Source organism: Mycoplana azooxidifex, assembly GCF_014196765.1.
In the GTDB taxonomy this organism is placed as follows: Bacteria; Pseudomonadota; Alphaproteobacteria; order Rhizobiales; family Rhizobiaceae; genus Mycoplana; species Mycoplana azooxidifex.
Map to the genome: position 1 here is coordinate 325,839 of NZ_JACIEE010000004.1, position 12,050 is coordinate 337,888.

Sequence of the window (12,050 nt, forward strand, 5' to 3'; positions counted from 1 at the left end):
ATCATCCGAGGGGTCTTGTGCAACAGGACGGCGTCATGCGTTCCTCCGTACGATCCCGCCAGCGGACTCCATGCGCACGGAAATGCGCCCTCGATCGGCGGGCGACATGTAACGGGCGACAGGGTCTTCTCCCGCTTGGCTGCGTGGCGCATGAAAACGGCTTTCTTTAGCCGCAATGGCAGGCTGTTGCAACAGAACTGGACGGCAGGGGCAAGGCGACTCCGACTATATCTAGGCCATCAAATACCGCCATTGCCCTACGCGACCGGCGGTGAACGGGGTCTGAACGCGATGCATCCGACAAGGGTTCCACCCCTTTTCCAATTCAGTCGATAACCCGACCGTCCGCGTTGACATCGCCGCCGCCTTCGGGTCAGCTTGGCGCATCAGGGTTCTTCCGAATCGTTTACGGTCCGGAAGCGAAGAGGGAAGCCGGTGCGATGGTCCTGCCATCTATTCCGGCGCTGCCCCCGCAACTGTAGGCGGTGAGCTGCTGTCCCCCATGCCACTGGCACGTTTTCCGTGCCGGGAAGGCCGGACAGAAGCGACGACTCGCAAGCCAGGAGACCTGCCCTGATGAACTCGTAACGTCCATGGGCGGGGTGTCCCACGGGTGCGCTTGCTCCGTGTGAAAGCGGAACTTCAGCTTGCGTGCGTCCGGTCATCCCCCAATTCCAATTGGGGAAAATACATGCTTGTCACCATAGAACAGAACGCTTCGGGCTCCGGAAAGCCGGAATCCGTCTTCATCTCGTGGCTGCTCTGGCAGCCGCGCGGCGCCGACCTGCCGACAGAGGCCGTTAAGGAACTGAGGAAGCTAGCGCCCTACAGGGACCGCGATCCGGACATCGTCCGGCTCCGCTCGCTGTTTGAGCGACTTGCAGGAAGATCCGGCCGACCGCACTGATACCGCATAAAGACATATTGACATAAACATATCTTTATGTGATCTCCGATACAGACATGCTGCATCGGAGGGCTTTGCCATGGCATCGACCGACCTCGACGACCTTTTCGGTCCCGAACTTCCACCCCGCAATGGCAGGGACATCGCCGATGCGCTCCGTGCGGCCGCACGCGAGCGCATCCTCGTGCTCGACGGCGCCATGGGCACCGAGATCCAGACCCTTGGTCTGGTCGAGGACGATTTCCGCGGCAACCGCTTCGGCGAGTGCGCCTGCCACCAGCAGGGCAACAACGACCTCCTGACGCTGACCCAGCCGGCCGCGATCGAGGACATCCACTATCGCTATGCGCTCGCCGGCGCCGATATCCTCGAGACCAACACCTTTTCCTCCACCACGATCGCGCAGGCCGACTACGGCATGGAGGACATGGTCTACGAACTGAACCGCGACGGCGCTCGCCTTGCCCGCCGGGCCGGGCTGCGCGCCATGGAGAAGGACGGCAGGCGCCGCTTCGTCGCCGGCGCGCTGGGGCCGACCAACCGCACCGCCTCGATCTCGCCGGACGTCAACAATCCCGGCTACCGCGCCGTCTCCTTCGACGACCTCAGGCTCGCCTATGCCGGCCAGCTCCGTGGCCTCATCGACGGCGGCGCCGATATCATCCTGATCGAGACGATCTTCGACACGCTCAATGCCAAGGCGGCGATCTTCGCCACCCAGGAAGTGTTTGCCGAAAAGGGCATCGAGCTGCCGGTGATGATCTCCGGCACGATCACCGACCTGTCCGGCCGCACCCTTTCCGGCCAGACGCCCGAAGCCTTCTGGAACTCGGTGCGACATTCCCTGCCCTTCTCGATCGGGCTGAACTGCGCGCTCGGCGCCAATGCCATGCGCGCCCACCTGGACGAGATCTCGTCCGTGGCCGACACCTTCGTCTGCGCCTATCCGAACGCCGGCCTGCCGAACGCGTTCGGCCGCTACGACGAGACGCCCGAACAGATGGCCGAGCAGATCGAAGGCTTCATGCGCGACGGCCTCGTCAATATCGTCGGCGGCTGTTGCGGCTCGACGCCCGCCCACATCGCGGCAATCGCCGACGCCGCCGCCCGTCACGCACCGCGCGCGATCCCGGACATTCCCCGGCACATGCGCCTTTCAGGCCTCGAGCCGTTCACGCTCACCAAGGACATCCCCTTCGTCAATGTCGGCGAGCGCACCAACGTCACCGGCTCGGCGAAATTCCGCAAGCTGATCACCGCCGGCGACTATGCGGCAGCCCTCGACGTCGCGCGCGACCAGGTCGCAAACGGCGCGCAGGTGATCGACATCAACATGGACGAGGGCCTGATCGATTCGGAAAGGGCGATGACGGAGTTCCTCAACCTCGTCGCCGCCGAGCCGGACATCGCCCGCGTGCCTGTCATGATCGACAGTTCCAAGTGGGAAGTGATCGAGGCGGGCCTGAAATGCGTGCAGGGCAAGCCGCTGGTCAATTCGATCTCGCTGAAGGAAGGCGAGGAGACCTTCCTGCATCATGCCAGGCTCGTGCGCGCCTATGGCGCCGCCGTCGTCGTCATGGCCTTCGACGAAAAGGGCCAGGCCGACACGAGGCAGCGCAAGGTGGAGATCTGCGCCCGCGCCTACAAGTTGCTGACGGAGGTGGCCGGCGTGCCGCCCGAGGACATCATCTTCGACCCGAACATCTTCGCCGTTGCCACCGGCATCGAGGAGCACGACAACTACGGCGTCGACTTCATCGAGGCGACCCGCGAGATCGTTCAGACGCTGCCGCATGTCCACATCTCCGGCGGCGTCTCCAATCTCTCCTTCTCCTTCCGCGGCAACGAGCCCGTGCGCGAGGCGATGCACGCAGTCTTCCTCTACCACGCGATCCAGGCCGGCATGGACATGGGCATCGTCAATGCCGGGCAGCTCGCCGTCTACGACACGATCGAGCCGGAGCTGCGCGAGGCCTGCGAGGACGTGGTGCTGAACCGGGTGCCCGCCGCCGGAGGGACTGCGACCGAGCGCATGCTCGAGATCGCAGAGCGCTTCAAGGGAACCGCCGGCAAGGAGGCCAGGGAGCGTGATCTCAAGTGGCGCGAATGGCCGGTCGAAAAACGGCTGGAGCACGCGCTCGTCAACGGCATCACCGAATTCGTGGAAGCTGACACCGAGGAGGCGCGCCTTGCCGCCGCCCGCCCGCTGCACGTGATCGAAGGCCCGCTGATGGCCGGCATGAACGTCGTCGGCGACCTGTTCGGCGCCGGCAAGATGTTCCTGCCGCAGGTGGTGAAGTCCGCCCGCGTGATGAAGCAGGCCGTTGCCGTGCTCCTGCCCTACATGGAAGCAGAGAAGCTCGCCAATGGCGGCGGCGGCGGGCGCCAGAGCGCCGGCAAGATCCTGATGGCGACGGTGAAGGGCGATGTCCACGACATCGGCAAGAACATCGTCGGCGTCGTGCTGGCCTGCAACAACTACGAGATCATCGACCTCGGCGTGATGGTGCCGGCGACGAAGATCCTGGAGACTGCGCGCGCCGAGAACGTCGACATCATCGGCCTCTCCGGCCTCATCACCCCCTCGCTCGACGAGATGGTGCATGTAGCAAACGAGATGGAGCGAGAGGGCTTCGACATCCCGCTGCTGATCGGCGGCGCAACGACGAGCCGCGTCCACACCGCCGTCAAGATCCACCCGCGCTACGACCGCGGCCAGGCGGTCTATGTCACCGATGCCAGCCGCGCCGTCGGCGTCGTCTCCACCCTGCTGTCCGCCGAAATGAAGCCGGGTTACGTCGAGACACTGCAGGCGGAGTACCGCAAGGTCGCCGATGCCCACAGGCGTGCCGAGGCCGAGAAGCAGCGCCTGCCGCTGGCTCGGGCCCGCGAAAACGCCTTCAGGCCGGATTGGTCCGCCTATCGCCCCAAGGCGCCCTCCTTCCTCGGCACCCGCGCCTGGCAGGACTGGGATCTCGCCGAACTCGCCCGCTACATCGACTGGACGCCGTTCTTCCAGACCTGGGAACTGAAGGGCGTCTATCCGAAGATCCTCGACGACGAGAAGCAGGGAGAGGCCGCTCGCCAGCTGTTTTCCGACGCGCAGGCCATGCTGGAGAAGATCCTCGCCGAGAAGTGGTTCACCCCGAAAGCCGTGGTCGGTTTCTGGCCGGCCAACGCCATAGGCGACGACATCCGGCTCTTTCAGGACGATAGCCGCAACCGGGAGCTTGCGACGTTCTTCACCCTGCGCCAGCAGCTCTCCAAGCGCGACGGCCGCCCTAACCTGGCGCTCGCCGATTTCCTGGCACCCAAGGAGAGCGGCATTGCCGACTATGTCGGCGGCTTCGTCGTCACCGCCGGCATCGGCGAGATCGCGATCGCCGAGCGCTTCGAGCGCGCCAACGACGATTATTCGTCGATCCTGGTCAAGGCGCTGGCCGACCGTTTCGCCGAGGCCTTCGCCGAGCGCATGCACGAATTTGTCCGCAAGGAGCTCTGGGGCTATGCCGCCGGGGAAACCTATTCGCCGCAGGAGCTCGTCGCCGAGCCCTATGCCGGCATCCGCCCCGCCCCCGGCTACCCGGCCCAGCCCGACCACACCGAGAAGACCACGCTCTTCCGCCTGCTCGACGCGGATCGCCAGATCGGTGTCCAGCTGACGGAGAGCATGGCCATGTGGCCCGGCTCCTCCGTCTCCGGCCTCTACGTCGCCTCCCCCGAAAGCTATTATTTCGGCGTCGCCAAGGTGGAGCGCGACCAGGTCGAGGACTATGCGGCGCGCAAGGGCATGGACGTCACCGAGGTCGAGCGCTGGCTCGGGCCGGTGCTGAACTATGTGCCCAGAGGACTGGCGGAAGCGGCAGAGTAACGCCGCGCGAGAGCCGGTGGCTGCAATCGCGCCACTGGCACGAACTTCGCCTATGGACGGCCTTCCGTCCCGCCCGTCCGGCGGATCGCGCCTATTCCCCGCGCCCGCGGAACCGCCGCTGGTAGGCCGGATCGTAGAGCGAACTCTCGCGGAAATCGTCCGCCTCAAGCGACCTTCCGACGAAGATCAGCGCCGTCCGCTCGATCGGCTCCTCGGCCACCTTCGCCGCGATGTCGGCGAGCGTGCCGCGCACCACGCGCTCGTCCGGCCAGGAGGCCTTGACGACGATCGCGACGGGGCAGTCGGCGCCATAGAGCGGCGTCAGTTCCGACACCACCTGGTCGAGCGCATGGATGGCGAGATGGATCGCAAGCGTCGCTCCGGTCGCGCCGAAGCCCTGCAGCGTCTCCCGGTTCGGCATCGGCGAGGCGCGGCCGGACACGCGCGTCAGCACCAGGCTCTGCGCCACCGCGGGGATCGTCAGTTCGCGCTTCAGCGCCGCCGCGGCCGCTGCAAACGACGGCACGCCGGGCGTCAGCGTATAGTCGATGCCGTGCCTCTCCAGCCGGCGGATCTGTTCGGCGACCGCGCTCCAGACGGAAAGATCGCCCGAATGCAGCCGCGCCACGTCCTCGCCCGCCGCGGCAGCGCGCACATACTCCGCCTCGATCTCGTCGAGCGACATCGGCGCGGTATCGACGATGCGCCCGCCCGGCGGGCAGTATTGCAGAAGGTCCGGCGATACGATCGAACCGGCATAGAGACAGACCGGGCAGCGGCCGATCAGGTCGCGCCCGCGGACGGTGATCAGGTCGGCGGCGCCCGGCCCGGCGCCGATGAAGTGGACGGTCATTCTGTTTCCTCGATCCCTCTGCGATGCCGACCCGGCCGGATCGCGCACAGCCTTGTTCGGACGGCCGGTCCCTGCCGGCCGTCGGTTATTCCTTTGCCGCCTTCGCCCAGCGCCATTGCGTCACCGGCATCGCCGGCCGCCAGCCGGTCATCTGTCCGACGGGTGCGGCGCGCGCGATGTCGATCCTGGTCAGCGAACCGCCGAGCCGCGCATGGGCGGACAAAAGCACCGCCTCCATCTCCGTCGTCACCGCATTGGCGACCAGCCGGCCGCCCGGCTTCAGCGCCGCGACCGCGGCCTCGAACACCCCGTCCTCGCTGCCGCCGCCGCCGATGAAGATCGCGTCGGGCTCCGGCAGGTCGGCCAGCGCTCCGGGCGCCACACCCTCGACCACCGACAGGCCGGGCACGCCGAACTGGCCGGCATTCCGGGCGATCCGCGCCGCCCGTTCGGGCAACGCCTCGATCGCGATGGCCCGCAGGGACGGATCGGCCAGCATCCATTCGATGCCGACCGAGCCGGAGCCCGCGCCGATGTCCCACAACAGTTCGCCGCGCCGCGGCGCCAGCGCCGAAAGCGTCAGCGCCCGCACCTCGCGCTTGGTGATCTGGCCGTCGTGCTCGAACAGCGCGTCGTCGCGCCCCGCCGTGAAAGGCAGGACATGGGCTCCCGCATCGGCCTCGACCTCCACCGCGCAAACGTTCAGCATGTCGATGCCGTCGAGCGCCGCACTATCTGCCCGATGCGTGCGCACCCGCTCGCGCGGACCGCCGAGCGCTTCCAGCACCGTCAATGTCGACCGGCCGAATCCGGCTTGCGAAAGCAGCGTCGAGAGCGCCTTCGGCCCGTCGCTGTCGGAGGTCAGGGCCAGGATGCGGGCGCCGGGATGCAGGTGCGGCCGGATCAGGTCGACCGGCCGGCCGTGCAGGGAAACGCAGACCGTATCCTGCAGCGCCCAGCCCATGCGCGAGGCGGCGAGACTGAAGGAGGAGGGTGCCGGCAGCACCGTCATCTCTGCGCGCGGGATCGCGCGCGACAGCGTGACGCCCACGCCGAAGAAGTAGGGGTCGCCCGAAGCCAGCACCACGACCGGCCGGTTCCGCGCGGCCAACACCACCTCGACGGAGCGCTCGAACGGGCTCAGCCAGCTCCGGCGATCGCCGGCGATCGCCGGGGATGCGAGCTCCAGGTGCCGCGCCCCGCCGAAGACGATCTCCGCCTTCGCAATTGCCGCCTTGGCCGCGTCGGAAAGACCGGCTAGACCATCTTCGCCGATCCCGACGATGGTGAGCCACGGGGCTGCGGCAGGCAATGTGGACGGGTCAGGCGTGGACAAGAAACGCATCCTCATTCTGGGCGGCACCGCGGAAGCCCGCGAACTTGCGGGCCGGCTGGCGTCGCGCGGCGATTTCGAGGTGACGCTGTCGCTCGCCGGCCGTACCCTCGACCCCGCGCCGCAGCCCGTCCCGGTCCGCACCGGCGGCTTCGGCGGCGCAGACGGGCTGGCCGGCTATCTGGCCGCGCAGCGCATCGACCTTCTGGTGGACGCCACCCACCCGTTCGCGCGGCAGATCTCGGCCAATGCCGAGCGCGCGGCCGAACGGACGGCAACGCCGATCCTCCGCCTGCAGCGCCCCGGCTGGCAGCAGGTCGACGGAGACCGCTGGACCCGCGTGGCGACGCTTGAAGAAGCGGTCTCGGCGCTCGGCGAGGCGCCGATGCGGGTGTTCCTCGCGATCGGCCGGCAGGAGGCGCACCAGTTCAACGCCGCCCCGCAGCATGCCTATCTCGTCCGTAGCGTCGATCCTGTCGAGCCGCCGCTGACCGTGCCGCATGTCACCTACCTGCTCGCCCGCGGCCCCTTTGCCGTCGACGACGAGATCGTGCTGCTGCGCGACCATCGCGTCGACGCGCTCGTCTCCAAGAACAGCGGCGGCGAGGCGACCTATGCGAAGATCGTCGCCGCCCGTGCACTGCGTCTGCCCGTCATCATGGTCGAGCGCACTGGAAGCCATAGTGTTACCACGGCGGAAACGGTGGACGAGATACTGCCGCTGATCGATCATGTCGCCTCCGGCGGCAGGAAGCGCGGCGTGTAGACGAGATCGGGCCGCCCGTTGCGGGCGATCACCCGCGTCTGCGCTGATCCGATGATGACGCAGGTGGCCATGTCCGCCCTCCCCGCATCCGCCTCGCCGAGCGGCATCACCAGCATCTGCTCGTCCGGTCGGCCGGCGGCACGACCGAACACCACCGGCGTCTCCGCCGGCAGTTCCGCGCGCAGGATCTCGAATGCCTTGCCGAGCTGCCAGGGACGGGCCTTGCTGATCGGGTTGTAGAGCGCCGTCACCAGCCCGGCCTCGGCCACGAGGCGCAGCCGCTTCTCGATCACCGCCCAGGGCTTGAGGTTGTCCGACAGCGAGATCGCGCAGAAATCGTGGCCGAGCGGCGCGCCGATGCGGGCAGCGACGGCAAGCATCGCGGTCACCCCGGGGACGACGACGAGGTCGACCTCGCGCCATGCGGCAGGTCCCGCATCGATCGCCTCGCAGACGGCAGCCGCCATGGCAAAGACGCCCGGATCCCCGCCGGAGACGACGCAGACGTTCACGCCCTCCGCCGCCCGCCGCAGGGCAGCCTGCGCCCGGTTCAGTTCCTCGCGATTGTCGGAGGCGACCTTCCTCTGGTCCGGCCGCAGCGACAGCCGGTCGATATAGGGGAAATAGCCGAAGAACTCGATCGAGGCCGAGACCGCCCGCGCCGCCTCCGGCGTCATCTGGTCCGGGTTGCCGGGCCCCGTGCCGACCACATAGAGCGTGCCGCTCATGACCTGCCGCTCCAGCCGGGGACGAGTACCAGCGAGAAGTAAGGCGCGCTGTCATCGAGCTTCTCCGACAGCCGCACCGCCCGGCTTTCCGGCATAGTGCCACGCTCGACATAGATCGCCTCGACGAGCCGGCCGGAAGCCGAAAGCGCGCGGCGGATCTTCGGCAGGTTGCGCCCGACCTTCATGATGACGGCCGCCTGCGTGTCCGCCAGCCGGCGCGACATCTCGCCTTCGCCCATGGTCCCGGGCAGCACCGACAGGACGTCGTCGCCCTGCACGATCGGCAGGCCGGAGAGCGACCAGCAGCCCGACATCGCCGTGATCCCGGGGATCACCTCGGTCGGAAAGCGATCCGAAAGGCGCACGTGCAGGTGCATGTAGGAGCCGTAGAACATCGGATCGCCTTCCGAGAGGACGGCGACCGTGCGACCGGCCGCCAGATGCTCGGCGACCGCCGCAGCCGACGCGTCGTAGAAGGCGGTGATCTGGGTCTTGTAGTCGTCGTGCTCCTTGTCGATCTCGACCGTGACCGGATAGTAGAGCGGCAACTCGACCATGCCGGGCTTCAGGAGCCCCTCGACGATCGCCCGGCCGTTGCCGGACCGGCCGGCCTTGGCGAAGTATGCGAGCACGTCGGCCTCGCCGATCGCCCGCACGGCCTTCAGCGTCAGCAGTTCGGGATCGCCCGGCCCCGTTCCCACGCCATAGAGGCGTCCTGTCGAAAGCCGGCTCATAGTCCTGCCCTCGCAAGCGAATTGAGCGCGGCCGCCGTCATCGCGCTGCCGCCCATGCGGCCGCGGACGATGGCATAGGGCACGCCGTAGGAATTTTCCGCCAGCGCCGCCTTCGATTCCGCCGCGCCGACGAAGCCGACCGGCATGCCGAGGATCGCAGCCGGCCTCGGCGCACCATCGCGCAGGAGTTCGAGCAGGTAGAACAGCGCCGTCGGCGCATTGCCGATGGCAACCACCGAGCCGGCCAGCCGCTCCAGCCACAGCCGGATGGCGGCGGCAGAGCGCGAATTGCCAATCTCGCCGGCGATCTCCGGCGTAAGCGGGTCGCGCAGCGTGCAGATCACCTCGTTGCCCGCCGGCAGCCGTGCCGCCGTCACCCCGCGGGCAACCATCTCCGCATCGCAGAAGATCGGCGCACCGTCCCTAAGGGCCGCGCGGCCGGCCGAAACCAGGTCCGCCGAGAATTCGATGTGCGCTGCGGCCTCGACCAGCCCGCAGGCATGGATCATCCGCACCGCCACGTCCGCCTCGTCCTCCGAAAACCGGGCGAGGTCGGCCTCGGCGCGGATGATCGCAAAGGATTTCTCGTAGATGGCGTTGCCGTCCTTGATGTAGTCGTAATCTGTCATTGTCTGCCTTGCCGAACGATGTCGGCGATCGCCCCGGCTCCGAGCCGTTCGATCGCCTGCCGCACCGTCTCTCCCTTCAATCTCTGTTCGCGGACCAGCGTCGCAAGCTTTTCCATGGCCCTGCCGGCGGTTTCCGGCGATAGCGTCGCCAGTTCCGAGTCTTCGCTCCGGCCGCCGAACACGACCCCGATCCCGTCCATCCGCCCGCACAGCGCGAGCACCGCCGGCATCGGATGCGCGCAACCCTTCGCACATCCGGAGATGTGGACGATCATCGACCCGTCCAGCAGGCCCGGCGCGCGCAAGACCAGCTGGTCGGCGACGGCCTTCGTGTCGAAGGTCCCCGAGGCACAGCCGACAGCACCGGCGCAAACGGCGATCGCGTTGCCGGGCGCGTCCGCGCGCGTCCAGAAACCCGCCCGCTCCGCCAGCGATGCCGCGGCATCCACCGCCCCGGCGGACAGGCCGAGGACCAGCAGTACCCGATGCGGCGACAGCCGGATCTCGGTCGCGCCGAGACCGGCAAGCCCGCGCATCAGGCGTTCGAGCGTGACGGCATCCGTCGCGCCATAGGGCAGGCCGACACCCAGCACCGACCGCGTACCGATCGCGTGACGGCCGATCGGCGACGGCGGAAATGCCGGCTGGGCAGGAAAATCTACATCAACTGCCATGGCGCCAAGTGCGACCCGCAACGCCCCGGCATCCAGATCGCGACCGCGCGCCGCCGTCCCCATTCCGCTCAGCACTCGAAGCAAGACCGCAAGCGCCGGAAGCGCATCCCTGTCCGCCACGGCTGCCACCGGCCGCCCCGAACGCACGTCGCCACCGACCGAAAGCCGCCAGAACAGGCTCTCTCCCCGACGAACGGCGTCGAGGCGGATGTCCCCCACCATGTCGGCAAGGTTCAGCCGTCCGCCGCCGTCGACGACGATCGAGAGCTTCGGCGCCAGTCGCAGCATCGAAAGCGGCCCGGCGATCGCTTGTCGGATCGCAGCCGAAAGCTGTGTCGCATCGGCGATCTCGTCCGGGTCGAGCCCGGAGAGGGCCGGCGTCTCCACCGCAACGCCGCGATTGAGATCGATGCCGGCAGCGGCGAGTCCGGCGGCAAGGGGCGCAACCGTCTCGTCCTTCAGGCCGCGAAGCTGCAGGTTGCCGCGGGCGGTGACCTCCAGCAGGCCGTTGCCGTGCTCTGCGGCCAACCGCGCAATCGAAATGTAGCCGGCAGGGGCAAGCCCCGGGCGCGCCGGGCGCAGCCGCACCAGCAGTCCGTCGCCGGTCTGCATCGGGGTCGTAAGCGACGGGCAGGCGCCGCGGCGCAGGGTCGGAACCGGCTGTGTCGCAGTGGCCAGGCCTTTTTCAGTCGGCATGGACAGGGGCGTCATCATGACTCGCCCTCCCCGGCGTGCCCTGGCGCCCGGCGGATCAGGTAGGTATCCATGATCCAGCCGTGTTCCTGCCGCGCCCGGCCGCGCATGTCGGAAATCGTCTCCGCGACGTCGCCGAGCCGGCCGGAGACCGTGATCTCCAGCGGCGTGCCGAGATAGGCGCCCCAATGGATCTCCGCCTCGGGATCGGCCACCGAGCGGAACGCCTCGACGCCGTCGAGCATGACGACGACGTCGTCAGCACCCTCCGGCCAGCCCTGCGAGAGCCGGCGCCCGGTAGTGATCTCCACCGGCAGGCCGATGCGGTTCAACGCGATCTTCCGGCTGGCGCATAACGCCTGGATGCTGGTGATGCCGGGGATCACCTCGAGGTCGAAGGCCACGCGGCCGCCGCCACGCACGTGCTCGACGATGCGGATCGTGCTGTCGTAGAGCATCGGGTCGCCCCACACGAGCAAGCCGATCGTCTCCTCCGGGCCTGACTGTTCGAGGATCAGGTCTTCGTAGATCCGCGCGATCGCATGGTGCCAGTCGTCGACGCCGTCGCCGTAGTTGCCGTCCGCGCGCCGCCGGGGCACGGCGTAATCGTGGATGCGAGTGTTCGGATTGGTGAGGTAGCGCTCGCAGATGTCGCGGCGCATGTCTGCGAGGAAGGCCTTCTCCTCTCCCTTGGTCGGGATCAGCAGCACGTCCGCGCGGTTCAGCGCGTTGATCGCCTGAACGGTCATGTGCTCGGGATTGCCAGCGCCTATCCCGATGATCAGAATTGTCCTCGACACGTCCACTCCCCGTGCGGCCAGCGCTCCCGGTTGCGTCCCGACTTGGGTCCCGCACATCCTTC

At 68.0% G+C, this 12,050-nt stretch carries 10 protein-coding genes and 1 riboswitch; of the genes, 3 read left to right on the top strand and 7 right to left on the bottom strand.

The window, feature by feature from the left end; translation table 11 throughout:
- Positions 1-372 precede the first annotated feature (372 nt).
- Positions 373-590: riboswitch (cobalamin riboswitch) on the top strand.
- A 101-nt stretch (positions 591-691) separates the two neighbouring features.
- Together GGQ64_RS10815 and metH are read left to right on the top strand one after the other, a co-directional pair.
- Entirely contained in the window at positions 692-907 is a 216-nt protein-coding gene (locus GGQ64_RS10815; protein WP_183803542.1) for a hypothetical protein, read from the top strand.
- A gap of 79 nt (positions 908-986) precedes the next feature.
- Positions 987-4,778, top strand: a complete 3,792-nt coding sequence (gene metH / locus GGQ64_RS10820; protein WP_183803560.1) for a methionine synthase — start codon at positions 987-989, stop codon at positions 4,776-4,778.
- A 91-nt stretch (positions 4,779-4,869) separates the two neighbouring features.
- On the opposite strand, the gene cobM is transcribed toward metH, so the two are convergent.
- Together cobM and cbiE are read right to left on the bottom strand one after the other, a co-directional pair.
- Entirely contained in the window at positions 4,870-5,631 is a 762-nt protein-coding gene (gene cobM, locus GGQ64_RS10825; RefSeq protein ID WP_183803563.1) for a precorrin-4 C(11)-methyltransferase, read from the bottom strand.
- Between the two features lie 85 nt (positions 5,632-5,716).
- Entirely contained in the window at positions 5,717-6,976 is a 1,260-nt protein-coding gene (gene cbiE, locus GGQ64_RS10830; RefSeq protein ID WP_183803566.1) for a precorrin-6y C5,15-methyltransferase (decarboxylating) subunit CbiE, read from the bottom strand.
- Here cbiE and GGQ64_RS10835 point away from each other — a divergent pair.
- Positions 6,960-7,730 carry a cobalt-precorrin-6A reductase gene (locus GGQ64_RS10835; protein ID WP_183803568.1) on the top strand — a complete coding sequence of 257 codons (771 nt, stop codon included), beginning with the start codon at positions 6,960-6,962 and terminating at the stop codon, positions 7,728-7,730. The two genes, cbiE and GGQ64_RS10835, sit on opposite strands and share 17 nt — an antisense overlap.
- On the opposite strand, the gene GGQ64_RS10840 is transcribed toward GGQ64_RS10835, so the two are convergent.
- The 5 genes from GGQ64_RS10840 to cobF are packed head-to-tail and all read right to left on the bottom strand — an operon-like array spanning position 7,694 to position 11,988.
- Complete coding sequence (locus GGQ64_RS10840; RefSeq protein WP_183803571.1) at positions 7,694-8,458, bottom strand: precorrin-3B C(17)-methyltransferase; 765 nt, start codon at positions 8,456-8,458, stop codon at positions 7,694-7,696. The genes GGQ64_RS10835 and GGQ64_RS10840 overlap by 37 nt on opposite strands.
- Positions 8,455-9,192: a precorrin-2 C(20)-methyltransferase gene (locus GGQ64_RS10845; protein ID WP_183803574.1), complete on the bottom strand. Its 738-nt coding sequence runs from the start codon at positions 9,190-9,192 to the stop codon at positions 8,455-8,457. Before GGQ64_RS10845 ends, GGQ64_RS10840 begins: the two co-directional genes overlap by 4 nt.
- The gene (locus GGQ64_RS10850; RefSeq protein ID WP_183803577.1) at positions 9,189-9,821 is read right to left on the bottom strand and encodes a precorrin-8X methylmutase; all 633 of its coding nucleotides are present in this window, start codon (positions 9,819-9,821) and stop codon (positions 9,189-9,191) included. Before GGQ64_RS10850 ends, GGQ64_RS10845 begins: the two co-directional genes overlap by 4 nt.
- Positions 9,818-11,209, bottom strand: a complete 1,392-nt coding sequence (gene cobG / locus GGQ64_RS10855; RefSeq protein ID WP_183803580.1) for a precorrin-3B synthase — start codon at positions 11,207-11,209, stop codon at positions 9,818-9,820. Before cobG ends, GGQ64_RS10850 begins: the two co-directional genes overlap by 4 nt.
- Complete coding sequence (gene cobF, locus GGQ64_RS10860) at positions 11,206-11,988, bottom strand: precorrin-6A synthase (deacetylating) (protein ID WP_343059456.1); 783 nt, start codon at positions 11,986-11,988, stop codon at positions 11,206-11,208. The genes cobG and cobF overlap by 4 nt, the downstream gene beginning before the upstream one ends.
- Between the last annotated feature and the right edge of the window lie 62 nt (positions 11,989-12,050).